Genomic DNA, 16,584 nt, shown 5'->3' on the forward strand with positions numbered 1-16,584 from the left:
CTGTCACATCTTGCGAGGGTTGTGCCCGAATCGTGCTCCAGGGCCCGGGATGGGAGCATTTCCTGGTGCTCGACAACTACCGCGCGATCCTCGCGCACCCCGGGGCGAAGGCCTTCGCCGCCGCCGGCCTGCTGGCCCGCCTGCCGATCTCGATGTTCAACATCTCGGTGATCCTCATGGTGCAGCTCCAGTACGACAGCTACGCCATGGCCGGCCGCGTCGCCGCCGTCGGCACGCTCGTGTGGGCCGCGCAGACCGTCCCCACCGCGCGGCTCGTCGACCGCATCGGCCAGCGCCGCGCCATGATCCCGCTCACGGCGGTCTTCGTCCTCGGCGCGGTGCTCGCGATCGTCACGGCGATGTCCCACGGCCCGGAGTGGCTGCTGTGGATCGCCGTCGCGATCGCATCGATCCAGGGACCGCTCGGCTCGCTCACCCGCGCGCGCTGGTCCCACCTGCTCGAGTCCGACCGCGACATCCACACCGCCTTCTCCCTCGAGGGCGCGCTCGACGAGGTGCTCTTCGTCTCCGGCCCCGCGCTCGCGACCATCCTCGCGACGCTCGTGTGGCCGCCACTGGGCGTCGTCGTGTGCCTCGCCGGGCTCGTCGTGGGGATGACGATCCTGCTCGCGCAGACCGGCACCGAGCCGGAGCCGCGCGCGGGCGGCTCGGCGGGCTCGCTCGGCCTGCGGCTGCCGGCCGCGGTCATCGCGGTCTCGCTGGTGACGATCGGCATCGGCGCGATGTTCGGCGCCTTCGACATCTCGGTGGTGGCGTTCGCGGACGAGGCTGGCCGCCAGACCCTGTCGGGCGTCGTCATCGCGATCGTGTCCGCGGGCTCGCTGCTGGGCGGCCTCTTCTACGGCTCGCGCCACTGGCGTGCCCCCCTGTGGCAGCGCACGGTGCTCACGGCGCTGCTCATGACGGTCGGCTTCGGCGCGCTCGCGTTCGCGCCGAACGTCTGGTGGCTCGCGGGTCTCGGCCTGCTGGCCGGCCTCACGATCGCGCCGACGCTCACCAACGCCGACACGGTGGTGCAGCGCGTCGTGCGCCGCGACCAGATCACCGAGGGCATGGCGTGGTTGCGCATCGGCATGGGCGTCGGCGTCGCCTTCGGCGCGTGGCTCGCGGGCGGGCTCATCGAGACCAGCGGCGCGCGCGCCGGGCTCGGGATGGGCGCCGCGGGGGCGGGCCTGGCGCTCGTCCTCGTGCTCGCGAGCGCGGGCGTCCTGCGCCGCAGCACCGAGCGCGGAGACGCCGCGCACCTGCCCGACGCACCCCCGCCGTCGGAGCGCGAGGAGCCCGTCGAGCAGCCTCCGACGCCGCCCCACATGTGATCCGTTACCGCGTGCCGGAAACGACGGGACCTAGGTCCCCTCCCCGGTGCGCGGCGGCCGGATACCGTCGTAGACACAAGGTTTTCGCGATGGCACAGCAGCCATCCGATAGATCGTGGCTCGGGCGTCCATCCGGGGACTTGGCCGCCCGAGCCGCACCCCTTCCGTGCGCCGGCGTTCCGCTCCCTCCCCCTGGGACGCCGGCGCCGGATATTCCCCTCCACCAGGCGCATCGCCGCCCTAGGGTGGAAGCATGGGTCCGGACCTCCACGTCGACACCCTCGTCACCGCGGTGCTCACGGTCGCCCTCCTGCCCCTCGCCGCGCTGCCCGCGCTGGGCGTCGTCGTGCGCCGCTACGGCCGGCTCGCCGGGTGGCCGCTGCTCGCGGCGCTGGGGCTGCTCGCCTCCGCGAGCGCGCTCGCCGCCTTCACCGTGTTCCCGCTCCCGCGGCCGGGCCAGCTCGTGTGCGACGGCGGCTCCGTCGTGGCCGGCTGGCAGCTGCTCCCCCTCGGCTCGATCCTGCCGATCGTGGGCGACATCGGCGAGGTCGGGCTCGTGTCCGCGCTCACGGGCTTCGCCTTCCTCCAGGTCTTCCTCAACGTCGTCCTGTTCGCGCCGTTCGGCTTCTTCCTCCACCAGGTGACCCGGTGGCGGCTCGCGACGGTGGTGGCGGCGTCCGCGGGCACCTCGATCCTCATCGAGCTCGCGCAGGGCACCGGCGTGTTCGGCCTCTACCCGTGCCCGTACCGGATGCTCGACGTCGACGACGTCCTCGTCAACACGCTCGGCGGCGCGCTCGGCGCGCTGCTGTCCCGCGCGGTCGCGAGCCGCGCGTTCGCGAACCCCGTCCCGGTCCCCGACCTGGCCCCGCCCAGCGCGCCGCGGCGGGCCTTCGCGCTCGTCGTCGACCTGCTCGCGGTCACGACGGTGTCGTTCGCCGCGACCGTCGTCATCGTCGTGTCGCTCGCGGACGGCGGGTCGCTCAGCGCCGCGCAGGAGCGGATCGACCATCCCGTGATCTCGATCGCGATCAACCTCGCCGCGGGCGTCGCCGTGGTGCTCATCCCGTCGCTGCTCGCGCGCGACGCGACCACGCCCGGCCAGCTGCTGCTCAACATCGCGCCGGTCGACGTCGACCACGGGGGGCGCCCCCACGGCGGCCGGCTGGCGACGCGCTGGGCCGTGCGGTGGGTGCCGTGGGCGATCATCCCGTCGCTCCTGCCGGTGCTGCTCGTCGGCGAGCTGCTGTCGGTGCTCGCCCGCCGCGACCGCCGCTCGCTCAGCGACCTCGCGTCGGGGACGGCGATGCGGTCGCGCCCGGCGCTCGCGGCCGCCCGGGCGGGTGCGCCGCGGGACGATGCGGTGGAGGACCCGGCCTAGACGACCGGCTCGTCCCGGCGCGCCGGCAGCGAGACGCGCACGCTGAGACCGCCCTCCTCGCCCGGCCACGCATCGACGACGCCCTCGTGCACCCGCGCAACGCGCGCGACGATCGGCAGCCCCAGGCCGTGGCCCGCGACCTCGGAGCGCTGATCGCCACGCGAGAACCGCTCGAACAGCGCGGGGATGTCGGCGGCCGCGAGCGCGGGACCCGCGTTGGACACCTCGACGAGCGCGCGCCCCGCCTCCGACCACACCCGGCAGCGCACCCAGGCCTCGGACGCACGGTTGTAGCGGAGCGCATTGTCGACGAGGTTCGCCAGCATGCGCTCGACGAGCACCGGGTCGCCGAGCACGGGCGCGTCGGCGATGTCGAGATCGATCTCGACGCCCGCGGCGGTGGCCCGGGGCGAGGCCGCCGACACCACCTCGGCGGCGACGTCCGCCAGGTCGAGCGGCTCACGCGTGTGGATGACGTCGTCGGCGCGGGCGAGCGTGAGCAGGCTCGTCATGAGCGAGTCCGCACGGCCCACCTGCTGCTCCACCTCCTCCGCGAGCTCGCGGGCCTGCCTCGAGGGCCGGGGCGAGGTGAGCACGTTGTCCGCCGAGGCGCGCAGCACCGCGAGCGGGGTGCGCAGCTCGTGCGAGGCGTCCGCCGCGAAGCGCTGCCGCGCGTCGAAGGCCGACTCGAGGCGCGCGAGCATGCCGTTGAAGGCGCGGCGCAGCCGCCCGAACTCGTCGTCGGGTCCCTCCTCGGACAGGCGGCGGTCGAGCGTGCGCTCGGACAGCGTGCTCGCGGCCTGCGAGATCTCGTCGACGGGGCGCAGCACACGGCCCGCGAGCCACCACGCGAGCGCCACCGCGACGAGCGCGGACAGCGCGAAGGCGAGCAGCGAGCGCTGGAGCAGGTCGTCGAGGACGTTCTGCCGCACCTGCGCGGCGATGTCGGCGAGGGCCTGGCCCACCGCATCGTCCGGGCGTCCGCTCGGCATCGGTGTCGGCGCGTCGGGGAGCGTGACCCCCTGGTCCGCCAGTGCCTCCTCGAGGAGGCGCTGGCGGTCGGCCTGCTGCGCCTCGGGCGTGGTCGCGCTGGCGACGAAGAGGTACGCCGTGGTGACGAGCACGCCCGCGAGCACGACGAACAGCAGCGCGAACAGCGCCGTGAGCTTGGTGCGGATGGTCAGCCTCACGCGTCGTCCCCTCCGCGCAGCACGTAGCCCACGCCCTTGATCGTCTCGATGAGGGCCGGCTCCCCGAGCTTGCGGCGGAGCGTCACCATGGTGACGCGCACGGAGTTGGTGAGCGGGTCCGCGTACTCGTCCCACACCTTCTCGAGGAGGGTCTCGGCGGACACGACGCGTCCGGGCTGAGCGGCGAGCACCTCGAGCACGCCGAACTCCTTGGGCGACAGCGTGATCGCGCGGCCGTCGCGCTGCACCGCGTGCTCGTCGGGACGGATCTCGAGCCCGCCGATGCGCACGTGCGGCCGGGGCGTGGCCCCGGCGCGGCGCCCGAGCGTCCGGACGCGCGCCGCGAGCTCGGCCATCGCGAACGGCTTCGCGAGGTAGTCGTCGGCCCCGAGGCCCAGGCCCTCGACGATGTCCTCGAGGCGCCCGGCCGCGGTCAGCATGAGGATGCGCGGCGGCTCGGGCGCCGCGGACAGCGTCCGGCACACCTCGTCGCCGGAGACGCGCGGCAGGTCGCGGTCGAGGACCACCACGTCGTACGGGTTGACGGCCGCCTTCTCGAGGGCCTCCTCGCCGTCGCGCGCCACATCCACGGCCAGCCCGGACCGGCGCAGCCCCGTCGCGACCTCACGCGCGAGGACCGCATGGTCCTCGACGACGAGCACCCTCACGCGCGGTCTCCCTTCGTCAGCGGACCGCCCGGCGCACGCACGGGGGGCGCGCACGCCGGACGGCCGGAACAGCCTAGGCGGCGCTGGATTCAGCCAGCATAAGGATCCGCGTCGCGCTACGGCCCGCCGGCGTCGACCTCCACGGGGTCGCCGCCGACGGTGAGCCGGTAGACGCGCTCCTTGCCGCCCTTCGTGCACACGGCCTGCAGCTCGCCCGGGTTGTTGTAGGTCCCCGGCGCGTAGGTGCCCGGCGCGGGGGTGCACAGCTGGGCAGGCAGGCTCGCGGCCGCGAGGCGCCACTGGTCGGTGACGAGGTCGACCACCACCCACGTGCCGGCGCCGGTCGAGCCCGCGGCCTTGCCCGAGTCGTCGAGCCGCTGCGCGAGGAAGACCGCGGTCGTCGCCGCCTTGCTGGTCCACGCCTCGAGCCCCGAGCCCCCCTTGCCGTTGACGGCGCCGTCGTCGACCAGGTTGTCGAGCGCCTTCTGCGCCGCGAAGGTCCGGAAGTCCGCGCCGCCGTCGCGCACGAACAGCGACTGGAGCGTGCCGGCCGAGGAGTACCCGGCCCACAGCGTGCCGCCGCCCTCGTGCGGCCCGAGCGGCTCGACGGACCGGATGACGCCCTTCTTGTTGCGCTGCAGGCTCGGCACGCCGTCGCCGCCCCACGCGTCGACCACGAGCCCCGAGTCGAGCTCGACCTGGACCACCTGGGAGGCGTCGGAGTCGGTCGTGCGCGCGGTCCACGCGAGGCGCGCGTCGATGTCGGACTCGAGCACGACGACCGCGACGTCCGTGCGGAGGTCGAAGAGCTTGAGAAGGTCGCCGTCCGGGGCCGCGAGGTACAGCGCCTGCGCGGTGCCGCCCGGGCGCCACGTGTCGCCGCCCGCGCTGTGCACCTCGACGGCCCACGACTCGTCGACGCACTCCCACGTCTCGTCGGTCATCCGGCGCGCCTTCGGCAGCCCGTCGGGCTCGTCCTTGAGGACGGCCGGCCGCTCCTTGCCCTTGAGCGACTCCCAGTCGCAGCCGTCGGCCGCGACGACGGTCGCCGACGGGCTGGACGATGCGCTCGGCGAGGCGGCGGGTGCGGCCGCGGCGCCCTCGGGGAACAGGACGGGGGTCACGGTGAGGTAGGTCCCGTAGAGCAGGCCGGCCCCCACCAGGACGCCCGCGGTCGCCCCGAGCACCTGACCCCAGCGCGACATGGACACCTCCTGTCCGTGAGGGTAGCGGCGTCGGACGATGCGCGGGGGCCGTCCACGCCGGGCGCTAGGTTGTCGGGATGACCGCCCGGATCGCCATCGTCACCACCCGCGAGCTCCCCGTCCCCGACGCGGACGAGGACCTGCTGCTGCCGCACCTGCCGGAGGCGGCCCTCGTGGCCTGGGACGACCCGCAGGTCGACTGGAGCGCCTACGAGGTCGCGATCCTGCGAAGCACCTGGAACTACCACGACCGGCTCGACGAGTTCCTCGCGTGGGCGCGCGCCGCATCGTCCGTCACACGCCTCCTCAACCCCGTCGACACCGTGGTGTGGAACACCGACAAGCGCTACCTCGGGGACCTCGCCGCCGCGGGCTTCCCCACGGTTCCGACCACGTTCGTCGCGCCGGGCGAGGCCGCGGACGGTGCGGCGGACGATGCGGTGGTCGCCCTGGACGGCCACCTCGTGGTGAAGCCGTCGGTGGGCGCCGGCTCGAACGGCGCCCGCCTGTTCCACGGCGACGAGGAGGGCGCGCGGGCGCACCTCGCGGCGCTGCACGCGCAGGGCAAGGTCGCGATGCTCCAGCCCTACCTCACCGAGGTGGACACCGCGGGCGAGACGGCGCTGGTCTACCTGGGCGGACGCTTCTCCCACGCCGCCCGCAAGGCCGCGATCCTGTCCCGCGACATGTCGTGGGAGACGGGCCTCTACGCCGACGAGAAGGTCGCGGGCACCGCCCCGAGCGAGGCCGAGCGCGACCTCGCCGACCGCATCGTCGCGGCGCTGCCGGGGATGGGGCACCCCGACCTCGCCTACGTGCGCGTCGACCTGCTGCCGACCGCGGACGGCCCCGTGGTGCTCGAGCTCGAGCTCACCGAGCCCAGCCTGTTCCTCGCGCTCGGCGAGGGCGCCCCCGAGCGTGCGGCGGAGGCCTTCCGCGCGCTGCTCTGACCGTCTTCGGCGCCCCCGGGAGGTGCTGAGTGCCCAGGATCGGCGATTCCGGGCGCTCAGCACCTCCCGGGGCGCGGGAGGGCGAGGGTGAGCGGCGCGGGCGGAGCGCGCATCGTCTACTCTTGACCCCCGAGGGGAGTACTTCCCAAGCCCCGTTCCGGTCAGTACGAGATCTCCGTGGATCCTCCCGGGCGGGCGCCGCACCAGCGGCGAAGGAGACCTCAGGACTTCGCCGTACCTGAGGAGCCCCATGTCCCCGCTCGTCCTCGAGGCCTCCGCCTCCACCGAGCTCACCACCATCGCCACCCCGGCGCTGTGGCTCGGCACCATCCTGGCCGTGATCGGCCTGCTCGTCTTCGACTTCGTCATCACGCGCAAGCCGCACGAGGTCTCCTTCAAGGAGGCGCTCGCGTGGACCGCGTTCTACATCGCGCTGCCGCTCGCGTTCGGCGGCTGGGTGTGGGCGACCCACGGCCACGACATCGGCGTGAAGTACTACACCGGCTACATCGTCGAGAAGTCGCTGTCGGTCGACAACCTCTTCGTCTTCATCCTCATCCTCAGCGCGTTCGCCGTGCCGCGGATCCTCCAGCAGCGCGTGCTGCTCATCGGCGTCGCCGGCGCGATCGTGCTGCGCGGCATCTTCATCGCGCTCGGCGCGGGCCTCATCGCGACCTTCGACTGGACGTTCCTGCTCTTCGGCGCGATCCTGCTCGCCACCGCGATCAAGGTGTTCCGCGACGCCCGCAGCGAGGCCGAGGAGGAGATCGACCCCGAGCAGATGCGCATCGTCAAGGTGCTGTCCAAGGTCTTCCCCGTCACCGGCGAGTACGAGGGCACCAAGGCGACCGTCATCCGCAACGGCCGCCACGCGCTCACGCCGCTCGCGCTCGTGATGGCGGCGATCATCTTCACCGACATCGTGTTCGCGGTCGACTCCGTGCCGGCCGTCTACGGCATCACCGCGGACCCGTACCTGGTGTTCGCGACCAACGCGTTCGCGCTGCTCGGCCTGCGCGCGTTGTACTTCGTGCTCGAGGGCGCGCTGTCGAAGCTGGTCCACCTCGGCTACGGGCTCTCCGTCATCCTCGGCTTCATCGGCGTCAAGCTCGTCCTGCACTGGGCGCACGGCGTGTGGCCGGGCGTGCCCACCGTGCCCACCACGCTGTCGCTCGTCGTCATCGTGGGCGTTCTGGCCGTCACCACGGTCACCAGCCTGCGAGCGTCGAAGCGGATCGAGGCCGAGAAGGCGGCCGCCGAGGCCGCGCCGCACACGGGCCTCATCGACCCGACCCGCTGACTCCCGCCTTCTGACCGACGTCGCGCACCCCGCCGGGAAGGACCGGCGGGGTGCGCGCGTTGTCGCCACCGGAGGTGCATGGATGAGACGCAGGATCGGACGCTGGATGTTCATGGCGATCGCGATCCCGGTGGCCGCATGGGCGCTGGGAGCGATCGCGGACAAGGTCGAGGAGCGCAACGGCCCCGACTCGAAGGCCGCCAAGGGGTTGCGCGTCGGCAAGCAGGTGCTCCGACCCGGCTCCTGAGACGCCCCCGCCCCGCGGACGATGCGGGGCTCCGGTTGACGCCCGACACTCCTGCTATCAGGCTGGGGTCAGGACGGGCCGCGCGCCCGACGGACCCGGGGAGCGTGATGGACATCTCGTTCGAGGCGCCCGCCGAGCCTCCCGTGCTGGTCTCGACCGCGCGGCTGGCCTTCCCCCTGCCCCGCGTGTGGACCGCGGTGACCGAGCCGCTGTACGTGCAGCAGTGGTGGGCGCCGCACGGCTACGTCAACCGCAGCGTGGACATGGACGTCGAGCCGGGGGGCGCGTGGCGGGTGGTCCAGTCGGACCCCGAGGGCAACACCTTCAGCTTCTACGGCCGCTACGACAAGGTCGAGCCGCAGTCGCAGCTCACCTACACGTTCGTGTCGGAGCTGTTCCCCGACGTGCTCACGTGGATGCGCGTCGACATGGGCGAGACGCCCGCGGGGACGATGCTCGTCATCAGCCACATGTTCCCGGACGACTACCACCGCACCGGCTACCTCAACCTCGGCGGCGTCGCCCGCATGCGCGAGTCGGCCGAGCGCCTCGAGGCGCTGCTGCGATCTATGTCGTGACCCGCGGCTCGGCTAGTGTCGGGCTCATGATCGCGGACCCGTTCTCCGTCCCGCTCGAGCGCCTGCGGCGCCGCACCTCGGCGAAGTGGCGCCACTACGAGCCCGACGTGCTCCCGCTGTGGGTGGCGGAGATGGACGTCGACCTCGCCGACCCCATCCGCGAGGCCCTCGAGGAGGCCGTGCGCGAGGGGGACATGGGCTACGCCGGCTCGACCCCCTACGTCGCCGCCTTCGCCGACTTTGCGCGGCGGTCGTGGGGCTGGGACGTCGACGAGGCGCGCGTGTCGCCCGTCGCGAGCGTCATCCAGGGCTACGTCGACGCGCTCGTCGAGCTCACCGACGCGGGCGGCGAGATCATCGTCAACCCGCCGGTCTACCCGCCGTTCTTCCTCTACCTGCGCCAGGCGAAGCGGGAGATCCGCGAGGCGCCGCTCGGCGCGGACCTGCGCCTCGACCTCGACGCGATCGAGCGCGCGATGGCGGAGGCCACCTCGGGCGGGCGTCGCGCCGCGTACCTGCTGTGCAGCCCGCACAACCCGGGCGGCACGGTGCACACGCGCGAGGAGCTCACCGCCCTCGCGGAGCTGTCGCACCGCTACGGCGTGCCGGTGGTCTCCGACGAGATCCACGCGCCGATCGTCTTCCCCGGCGCCGAGTTCGTGCCCTACCTCGAGGTCGACCCGGCGGGGCTCGCGCTGCACGCGGCGTCGAAGGCGTGGAACCTGGCCGCCATCCCGGCCGCGGTGCTCGTGGGCGGGCCCGATGCGGCCGGGCTCGACGCGTACCGGTCGGGCAAGCACCACGGCCCCACGCAGCTCGGCGTGATCGCCCAGACGGCGGCGTACACGCACGGCGGGGAGTGGCTCGAGGCGATGCTCGCGGGGCTCGACCGCAACCGCATGCTCGTGCGCGACCTCGTCGCGGAGCACCTGCCCGGCGTCGGCTACACGGTGCCCGAGGGCACGTACCTCACGTGGCTCGACTTCGGCGACATGCTGGGCGACGAGCCCGCGTACGCGCTCATCGACCACGGCCGCGTCGCGCTCAACAACGGCCCGTACTTCGGCACCGGCGGAGCGGGCCACGCGCGGCTCAACATCGCCACCTCTCCGGAGATCCTCGAGGAGGCGGTGCGCCGCATCGCGACGGGCATCGCGCGGGCTCAGGACGCGGGCTTGTCCCAGGTGAGCGTGTAGCGCCACAGCAGCTCGCGGCGGTACTCGGAGCCGGGCAGGATGCGCTCCGCCGCCTCGCGCACGTCGCGGAACGAGTGCGTGGCCGGCCACCGGCAGTCGCAGCCGTGGTCCCAGTAGCCGCGGAACAGCCGGTGGAACTTGTCGACGAACGTCGCCCACACGTCGCGCGGCAGGTCCTGCGGCCAGTTCGCGTTCGCCATGCCCACGACCAGCAGCCGGCCGCCGGGCGCAACCAGGTCGCGCAGGCGGGTCAGGCCCTCGTCGAGGTCGAGGTGGTGGAGCACCGCCGACGCGGTGACGACGTCGTAGGTGTCGAGCGGCGAGGCCAGCGCGTCGCCCGCCCGGTATGTGATCGACGGCGACTCCGCGGGCTCCTCCTCCGTCGACGTCAGCAGCTCGACCGTGTGGCCCTGCGCCCGCGCGCGGGCGATCGCGGCCGGGTCGACGTCGATGCCCGTCACCTCGAGCCCGCGCGCCGCGAGCCGGCGCGCGAGGTGCCCCTCGCCGCAGCCCACGTCGAGCGCGGTGCGCGCGTCGTCGGGGATGCTCCCGAGCAGCGGCGACATGTAGTGGATGTTGTAGTTCCAGCGCTGGTGGTCGGGGCGCTCCTTCGCGGCCTGCGGCGTCTCCTCGCTCATGACGCACCATCATCCCCCACCCGGGCTGGGACCTCGGTCCCGATCGTGGGAGAATCGCCCGCGTGAGCGAGAGCGTGTCGAGGCTGGGCCGCGCGGCCGGCGCCGCCGCGCTGTCCACGTTCTCCGCGCTGGCCCTCCACGTCCTCGCGGGCGGCCACACGCCCACGCTGCTCGCCGTCGCGGCGCCGCTCGGCGCCTCGTTCGCCGTCGCCGCGCAGCTCGCGGGCCGTCCGCTCGGTCGCTGGCGCCTCGCCGCGATCGTCGCCGCCAGCCAGCTCGCGCTCCACACGTCGTTCTCCGTGGGCGCCGCCGCACCGGTCGCGCTCGAGGGGCACGCGGCCCATGACCCGTCGGCCATCGCGGACGCCGTCGCCGGCTCCGCGGTCCACGCGCACGCCGCGTCGATGCCGCTCGCGCACGCGCTCGCCGGCGCGCTCACCTACGTCGGCATCCGCCGCGCCGGCGCGGCGCTCCGCGCGCTCGCCGCCCTCGCCGCGCTCGTGTCGCGCGCGCTGCTCGCAGGCCTGGCGATCGGCCCCGTGCCCGCGCTCGCCCCCGCCGCCCGCATCGTCCCGACGCCGCGCGCGCCGCGCCGCATCGTCCCCCACGCGCTCGTCTCCCGTGCGAGCCGCGCCCCTCCCGTGACCGCCTGAGCAGCCCACCCGCGCGGATCCCGCGCACCCCCTTTCAGGCAAGCCGCGCGCCGGCACGCCCTCGCACGCGCGCGCACCCATCACAGGAGAGTCATGTCCACCCGTCCCCGCTTCCTCGCCACCGCCGCCGTCGCGCTGGCCTCCGCCGCCGCCCTCGCGGGCTGCGCGTCCGACACCGCCTCCTCGGAGGCCTCGCTCACGGTCGAGGACCCCTGGGTCAAGACCGTCGAGTCCGGCATGACCGCGGCCTTCGCCACCCTCACCAACACCACCGACGCCGACCTCACCGTCGTCGCCGCCTCCTCCGACGCCGCCCCGATGATCGAGCTCCACGAGGTCGTCGACGGCGACATGCAGGAGAAGGACGGCGGCTTCACCGTCCCCGCCGGCGAGACCCTCACGCTCCAGCCCGGCGGCTACCACCTCATGCTCATGGGCGTGGAGGAGCCGATCGTCGCGGGCGACGAGGTGGCCTTCACGCTCGAGCTCGAGGACGGCTCGACCGTCGGCTTCACCGCGACCGCGAAGGACTTCGACGGCGCCAACGAGGACTACGACGGCGAGTCGATGGACGCGGAGTCCTCGCACTGATCATGCGCGACTCCGCTCGACACGGTCCCAGCCGGCGGCAGCTCCTCTTCGGAGGGGCCGCCGTCGGCGCCGCCGCGGCCGCCACGCTCGGGGCCGAGCGCGCGGGCCTGCTCCCCGGCTCGGACGCCGGCCCATCCGCCGATACCGCCGGCATCAACGGCGAGCGCATGGTGCCGTTCCACGGCGCCCACCAGGCGGGCGTCACGTCGACGCCCGGCGCGCACGCCACGTACCTCGCCTTCGACCTGCTGCCCGGGACCGACCGGGACCGTCTCGCCGCGTGGCTGCGGCTCCTCACGGACGATGCGGCCCGCCTCACGCAGGGCCGCGGCGCCCTCGCGGACCTCGAGCCCGAGCTCGCCGCGCGCCCGGCGGGGCTCACCGCGACGTTCGGCCTCGGCCGCGAGGCCGTGGCGCGCGCCGGCGCGGAGGTCCCCGCGTGGCTCGGCCCGCTGCCCGCCTTCGAGGAGATCGACGCGCTCGAGGAGCGCTGGTCCGACGGCGACGCGATGGTCCTGCTGCACGGCGACGACCCGACCGCGATCGCGCACCTCGCGCGCATGATCGTGCGCGACTCGCGGTCCTTCGCGTCGCTGCGCTGGCGCCAGAGCGGCTTCCGGCGGGCGTACGGCTCCGACGCGCAGGGCACCACGATGCGCAACCTGTTCGGCCAGGTCGACGGCTCGACCACGCCCAAGCCCGCCGACGACGCCTTCGGCGCCGCGGTGTGGGCCGGGGACGAGGCTCCCGCGTGGCTGCGCGGGGGCACGTCGCTCGTGCTCCGGCGCATCGCGATGGACCTCGAGGGCTGGGACGAGGTGGGCGTCGAGGGGCGCGAGGCCTCCGTGGGTCGACGCCTGTCCGACGGCGCGCCGCTCACCGGCGGCTCCGAGCACGACCCGATCGACCTCGAGGCGACCGACGCGAGCGGGTTCACGGTCGTCAACCCGGCCGCCCACTCGGCCCGCGCCCACGTGAGCGACCCCGCCCGGGGCATCGTGCGCATCGGCTACAACTACGACGACCCGGTCGAGGCCGGGGCGGTCGACACCCAGGGCCGGCCCGCCGTGTCCAACGTGGGGCTCCTGTTCGGCTCGTGGCAGCGCGACGTCGACGCGCAGTACGTCCCGATGCAGCGCCGCCTCGCGCAGGCGGACCTGCTCAACACGTGGACGACGCCCATCGGCTCCGCGGTCTTCGCGATCCCTCCGGGCTGCGAGGAGGGCGGCTTCGTCGGCGAGACGCTCTTCGCCTGATCGGGTAGCGGCCGGAAGGGGTCGCCCGTAGCCTCGTCGCATGAGCACAACGGGGTGGTCGGGTCCCGCCGCCGACATCGCCGTCACGCAGTCCGCGGTCCGCTCGCTGCTCGAGCGCGATCACCCCGACCTCGCGTCGCTGCCCCTGGGGGACGCGTACGAGGGCTGGGACAACGTCACGATCCGGCTCGGCGACGCGCTCGCGGTGCGCATCCCGCGCCGCGCGCACGCCGCGCAGCTGATCGAGCGCGAGCACGTGTGGCTGCCCCGCCTCGCGCCCGCGTGGGACTTCGCGGCGCCCGTGCCCGAGCGCATCGGCGGCCCGTCCGACGAGGTGCCGTGGGCCTGGGCCGTGGTGCCGTGGCTGCCCGGCGTGCCCGCCTACGACGAACCGCTCAGCGGCCGGGGCGCCGCGGACCTCGGCCGCGCCCTCGCGCGGCTCCACGCCCCGGCCCCGCCCGAGGCGCCCCGCAACCCGTTCCGGTCGTCCCCGCTCGCCGAACGGGCCGAGCGCTTCGACGACCGCGTCGAGCGGCTGCTCGAGACGGGGGTCGCGCTCGACGCGGACCTCGCGCGCGAGCACTTCCACGCGGGAGCGGTCCAGCGGCGCCCGCTCGAGACGTGGGCGCACCTCGACCTGCACGGCGCGAACGTGCTGACCCGACGCGGGCGCCTGGCCGGCATCCTCGACTGGGGCGACCTGGGCGTCGCGGACCCCGCGACGGACCTCGGGCAGGCGTGGTGCCTCGTGGGCAGCGCGCGCGTGCGGGACCTGCTCAAGGGCTACGACGATGCCGTCACGCCGCTCGACGAGGCGGCGCTGCTGCGGATGCGCGCCGAGGCGCTCGCCTACGCGGTCACGCTCGCGTCGCTCGAGGAGCAGCCGTACCGGGACGCGGGCAGGCGCGCGCTGGCCGACCTCGACGTCGCTGGCTGAGGGCCGAGGCTTCAGGCGCCCATCTTCTGGAGGAAGGGCTCGAGCTCGACCCAGTTCTCCTCGTCGCTGCGGTCGTCCCGCCACAGGGACATGTACTCGGCCTTGGTCTGCTCGGAGGCCTCGTTCCACACGCGCAGCGCGTGCTCGAGGTCCTTGTGCCAGTAGCCGACGATGCGGAAGTGGGTGAGCGGCAGGCCGTACCCGCGACGCAGCATCGTGCGGATCGCGCGCGAGTCCTTCGCCTCGCACGCCACCCAGATGTACGCGCCCGCCTCGCGGTCGAGGAAGCGGTCCTCGAGCGCGATCAGCGCGTCCTTGAGCACCGAGGCGCGCACCCCGTTGCCGCCCAGCCGCCACTCGATGGTCGCGGTGGCGGCGGTGGGCAGGTCGCGGGCCTCGGCCATGTCGGCGAGCTCGACGACCACGTGGAACTCCTCGTCCGCGTCGGCCTCCGCGAGGATGCGCGCGATCGCGGGCAGCGCGGTCGCGTCGCCGACGAGCACGCGCGTGCCCGCGCCCTCGGGCGCCTTGTAGTAACCCTTCGAGTCCGACACCTCGGTGCGGTCCCCGGGGCGAGCCGTGCGGGCCCACGTGGCGCCCGGGCCGTCGCCGTGGATGAAGACCTCCATCTCGAAGCCGTCCTCGACGTGCCCGCTCACCGTGTAGTGGCGCGCGCTGTGCCCGTCCGCATCGGCGGTCTCCGCCCCCACCTCGACGTGCACGCACTCGTCGGGGGTGCCGTCCGAGACCCACGCGCCGGGATCGTCGAGACGCAGCCGCACGCGCATCATGTGCGACGTCACGACCTCGGTCGCGGTGATCGTGGCGGCGTGGACGGTCTCCATGGGGCTCCGTTCAGGGGATTCGCGGGGGCCTGCGAGGAAGGTGAGCCTCACCTCACCGTTGCAGTGTAGACCACATCCGCAACGGCGACGTTGCCTAATTCAAACGCACGAAATGCGGGCGTCACAACGTTATGCGCGGCTATCGTGTGGCCGTGGCCTTCGCTCCCCTTCACACCTCCAGACTCGTGCTCCGCCCGTTCACGGCGGCGGACGCCGAGGACTTCGCCGCGCGCCGCTCCGACCCCGAGACCGCCATGTACCAGGCCTGGCGGATCCCCTACTCGGTCGAGAAGGCGCTCGCCCTCATCGAGGAGAGCGAGAAGCACGACGGCCCGATGCCGGGGCACTGGTACCAGCTCGACGTGCAGCGCGTCGCCGACGGCCGCACCGTGGGCGACGTCGCCGTGTACCTGCACGAGCACGGGCACACCGCGGAGATCGGCTACACCCTGCACAGCTGGGCGCGGCGCAAGGGGTACGCGACCGAGGCCGCCGCCGCGCTCATCGACCACCTCGTCGACGTCACCGGCGTGCACCGCGTCGAGGCGTCGACCCACCCCGCCAACGAGCGCTCGATCCAGGTGCTCAAGCGGCTCGGCTTCGAGGCCGAGGGCGTCAAGCGCGAGGCCTTCTGGGTCGAGGACGAGGTGTCCGACGACGCGATCTTCGGCCTGCTCGCACGGGACTGGCGGTCGCGCCGCGACCTCCTGGGGATCTGACTTCACGGAATCTTCACGGAAGCGCCCCGAGGCGCTTCACACGGCGGCGATGGACTGGGGTCATCCGAGGGAAGGAGACCCCGATGACCACGCACACCACGCGCCTCGCGCTCACCGCCGCCGCGGCCGGAGCCGCGCTCCTCGCCGTCCCGGTCGCCGCCTGGGCGGGCGCCGGGAACGGCGGCAGCGACGACGACGCCGGGAACGGCACGCAGACGCGCATCGAGTCCGGGATGGGCATGATGAGCGGCTGGGGCCGCACCGACGATGACGACGGCACCACCGGCCGACGCGGCGGCATGGGCATGGGCCGGTCCGCGGGCGCCGGCGCGGGCGCCGGCATGGGCGTCGGGGACGGCAGCTGCCTGGACGATGCGGTGGTCGAGGGCGACGCGACCGATGCCGACGCCGCCTCGCTCGCGGCGATGGCCGACGAGGAGCGCATGGCCCGCGACCTCTACCTCGAGCTCGCCGACGCCTGGGACCTGTCCACGTTCGACAGGATCGCGGCCGCGGAGGACCGCCACCTCGACGCTGTCGTGCGACTGGCCGACGCGCACGGGCTCGACGACCCGACGGAGGACGCCGAGGCCGGCGTCTACGCCGACGCGGACATCCAGGCGCTGTACGACGAGCTGCTCGCGCAGGGCTCGGAGTCCGAGACCGCCGCGCTGGGGGTGGGCGCGCTCGTCGAGGAGACCGACATCGCGGACCTCCGGGCCCAGGACGTCGACTCCGACGCGATCGCCTCGACCTACGCGCGGCTCGAGCACGCGAGCGAGCACCACCTCGCCGCGTTCGTGCGGGCGCTCGACGCCGCCGGCGCCACGTACTCGGCATCGGTCCTGGATCCGGCGGAGGTGGAGGACATCACGGGCGTCCCCGCTCCGTAG

The 16,584-nt window shown here is 74.0% G+C and carries 18 protein-coding genes; 13 read left to right on the forward strand and 5 right to left on the reverse strand.

Features of this window, described 5'->3' with window-relative positions; genetic code table 11:
• Window positions 1–65 precede the first annotated feature (65 nt).
• Window positions 66–1,337 carry an MFS transporter gene (locus AOM07_RS09800; RefSeq protein ID WP_062313278.1) on the forward strand — a complete coding sequence of 424 codons (1,272 nt, stop codon included), beginning with the start codon at window positions 66–68 and terminating at the stop codon, window positions 1,335–1,337.
• A 253-nt stretch (window positions 1,338–1,590) separates the two neighbouring features.
• A complete protein-coding gene (locus AOM07_RS09805) occupies window positions 1,591–2,718 on the forward strand; it encodes a VanZ family protein (protein WP_062313280.1) in 1,128 nt (375 codons plus the stop codon).
• On the opposite strand, the gene AOM07_RS09810 is transcribed toward AOM07_RS09805, so the two are convergent.
• The 3 genes from AOM07_RS09810 to AOM07_RS09820 form a co-directional block, all read right to left on the reverse strand.
• Window positions 2,715–3,908, reverse strand: coding sequence for a sensor histidine kinase (locus tag AOM07_RS09810; protein ID WP_062313282.1), 1,194 nt, complete (start codon window positions 3,906–3,908; stop codon window positions 2,715–2,717). The genes AOM07_RS09805 and AOM07_RS09810 overlap by 4 nt on opposite strands.
• Window positions 3,905–4,576, reverse strand: coding sequence for a response regulator transcription factor (locus AOM07_RS09815; RefSeq protein WP_062313284.1), 672 nt, complete (start codon window positions 4,574–4,576; stop codon window positions 3,905–3,907). Before AOM07_RS09815 ends, AOM07_RS09810 begins: the two co-directional genes overlap by 4 nt.
• 116 nt (window positions 4,577–4,692) lie before the next feature.
• On the reverse strand, window positions 4,693–5,781 hold the full coding sequence (locus AOM07_RS09820; protein WP_062313286.1) for a hypothetical protein: 1,089 nt from the start codon (window positions 5,779–5,781) through the stop codon (window positions 4,693–4,695).
• Window positions 5,782–5,858: 77 nt separating this feature from the next.
• Between AOM07_RS09820 and AOM07_RS09825 the strand changes: the two genes are divergently transcribed.
• From AOM07_RS09825 to AOM07_RS09840, 5 genes are all read left to right on the forward strand, one after another.
• Window positions 5,859–6,731, forward strand: coding sequence for an ATP-grasp domain-containing protein (locus AOM07_RS09825; RefSeq protein WP_062313288.1), 873 nt, complete (start codon window positions 5,859–5,861; stop codon window positions 6,729–6,731).
• 250 nt (window positions 6,732–6,981) lie between these two features.
• On the forward strand, window positions 6,982–8,031 hold the full coding sequence (locus AOM07_RS09830) for a TerC family protein (RefSeq protein ID WP_062313290.1): 1,050 nt from the start codon (window positions 6,982–6,984) through the stop codon (window positions 8,029–8,031).
• An 82-nt stretch (window positions 8,032–8,113) separates the two neighbouring features.
• Window positions 8,114–8,278, forward strand: a complete 165-nt coding sequence (locus AOM07_RS14960; RefSeq protein WP_169748149.1) for a hypothetical protein — start codon at window positions 8,114–8,116, stop codon at window positions 8,276–8,278.
• Between the two features lie 107 nt (window positions 8,279–8,385).
• Complete coding sequence (locus AOM07_RS14965) at window positions 8,386–8,856, forward strand: SRPBCC domain-containing protein (RefSeq protein ID WP_062313291.1); 471 nt, start codon at window positions 8,386–8,388, stop codon at window positions 8,854–8,856.
• A 26-nt stretch (window positions 8,857–8,882) separates the two neighbouring features.
• Entirely contained in the window at window positions 8,883–10,052 is a 1,170-nt protein-coding gene (locus AOM07_RS09840; RefSeq protein WP_062313293.1) for a MalY/PatB family protein, read from the forward strand.
• Here AOM07_RS09840 and AOM07_RS09845 read toward each other — a convergent pair.
• A complete protein-coding gene (locus AOM07_RS09845) occupies window positions 10,019–10,690 on the reverse strand; it encodes a class I SAM-dependent methyltransferase (RefSeq protein WP_062313295.1) in 672 nt (223 codons plus the stop codon). The two genes, AOM07_RS09840 and AOM07_RS09845, sit on opposite strands and share 34 nt — an antisense overlap.
• Window positions 10,691–10,752: 62 nt before the next feature.
• Here AOM07_RS09845 and AOM07_RS09850 point away from each other — a divergent pair, with 62 nt between their 5' ends.
• From AOM07_RS09850 to AOM07_RS09865, 4 genes are all read left to right on the forward strand, one after another.
• Window positions 10,753–11,343: a hypothetical protein gene (locus tag AOM07_RS09850; protein ID WP_062313297.1), complete on the forward strand. Its 591-nt coding sequence runs from the start codon at window positions 10,753–10,755 to the stop codon at window positions 11,341–11,343.
• Between the two features lie 93 nt (window positions 11,344–11,436).
• Complete coding sequence (locus tag AOM07_RS09855; RefSeq protein ID WP_062313299.1) at window positions 11,437–11,934, forward strand: copper chaperone PCu(A)C; 498 nt, start codon at window positions 11,437–11,439, stop codon at window positions 11,932–11,934.
• 2 nt (window positions 11,935–11,936) lie between these two features.
• Window positions 11,937–13,190 carry a Dyp-type peroxidase gene (locus AOM07_RS09860; RefSeq protein WP_062313300.1) on the forward strand — a complete coding sequence of 418 codons (1,254 nt, stop codon included), beginning with the start codon at window positions 11,937–11,939 and terminating at the stop codon, window positions 13,188–13,190.
• Between the two features lie 40 nt (window positions 13,191–13,230).
• On the forward strand, window positions 13,231–14,127 hold the full coding sequence (locus AOM07_RS09865; protein WP_062313302.1) for a phosphotransferase: 897 nt from the start codon (window positions 13,231–13,233) through the stop codon (window positions 14,125–14,127).
• An 11-nt stretch (window positions 14,128–14,138) separates the two neighbouring features.
• Here AOM07_RS09865 and AOM07_RS09870 read toward each other — a convergent pair whose 3' ends face one another.
• Entirely contained in the window at window positions 14,139–14,972 is an 834-nt protein-coding gene (locus AOM07_RS09870; protein ID WP_062313304.1) for a siderophore-interacting protein, read from the reverse strand.
• 152 nt (window positions 14,973–15,124) lie between these two features.
• Between AOM07_RS09870 and AOM07_RS09875 the strand changes: the two genes are divergently transcribed.
• Together AOM07_RS09875 and AOM07_RS09880 are read left to right on the forward strand one after the other, a co-directional pair.
• Window positions 15,125–15,691, forward strand: coding sequence for a GNAT family N-acetyltransferase (locus AOM07_RS09875; protein ID WP_062313311.1), 567 nt, complete (start codon window positions 15,125–15,127; stop codon window positions 15,689–15,691).
• Window positions 15,692–15,774: 83 nt separating this feature from the next.
• The gene (locus AOM07_RS09880; protein WP_062313313.1) at window positions 15,775–16,584 is read left to right on the forward strand and encodes a DUF2202 domain-containing protein; all 810 of its coding nucleotides are present in this window, start codon (window positions 15,775–15,777) and stop codon (window positions 16,582–16,584) included.

Origin of the sequence: Demequina rhizosphaerae (assembly GCF_000971255.1) — a bacterium.
Classification (GTDB): domain Bacteria; phylum Actinomycetota; class Actinomycetes; order Actinomycetales; family Demequinaceae; genus Demequina; species Demequina rhizosphaerae.

Bases quoted from the DNA above. Each gene is read 5' to 3' on its own strand.
- AOM07_RS09805 (WP_062313280.1), top strand. From the start codon at position 1,591: ATGGGTCCGGACCTCCACGTCGACACCCTCGTCACCGCGGTGCTCACG.
- AOM07_RS09820 (WP_062313286.1), bottom strand. From the start codon at position 5,781: ATGTCGCGCTGGGGTCAGGTGCTCGGGGCGACCGCGGGCGTCCTGGTG.
- AOM07_RS09825 (WP_062313288.1), top strand. From the start codon at position 5,859: ATGACCGCCCGGATCGCCATCGTCACCACCCGCGAGCTCCCCGTCCCC.
- AOM07_RS09830 (WP_062313290.1), top strand. From the start codon at position 6,982: ATGTCCCCGCTCGTCCTCGAGGCCTCCGCCTCCACCGAGCTCACCACC.
- AOM07_RS14960 (WP_169748149.1), top strand. From the start codon at position 8,114: ATGAGACGCAGGATCGGACGCTGGATGTTCATGGCGATCGCGATCCCG.
- AOM07_RS14965 (WP_062313291.1), top strand. From the start codon at position 8,386: ATGGACATCTCGTTCGAGGCGCCCGCCGAGCCTCCCGTGCTGGTCTCG.
- AOM07_RS09840 (WP_062313293.1), top strand. From the start codon at position 8,883: ATGATCGCGGACCCGTTCTCCGTCCCGCTCGAGCGCCTGCGGCGCCGC.
- AOM07_RS09845 (WP_062313295.1), bottom strand. From the start codon at position 10,690: ATGAGCGAGGAGACGCCGCAGGCCGCGAAGGAGCGCCCCGACCACCAG.
- AOM07_RS09855 (WP_062313299.1), top strand. From the start codon at position 11,437: ATGTCCACCCGTCCCCGCTTCCTCGCCACCGCCGCCGTCGCGCTGGCC.
- AOM07_RS09860 (WP_062313300.1), top strand. From the start codon at position 11,937: ATGCGCGACTCCGCTCGACACGGTCCCAGCCGGCGGCAGCTCCTCTTC.
- AOM07_RS09865 (WP_062313302.1), top strand. From the start codon at position 13,231: ATGAGCACAACGGGGTGGTCGGGTCCCGCCGCCGACATCGCCGTCACG.
- AOM07_RS09870 (WP_062313304.1), bottom strand. From the start codon at position 14,972: ATGGAGACCGTCCACGCCGCCACGATCACCGCGACCGAGGTCGTGACG.
- AOM07_RS09880 (WP_062313313.1), top strand. From the start codon at position 15,775: ATGACCACGCACACCACGCGCCTCGCGCTCACCGCCGCCGCGGCCGGA.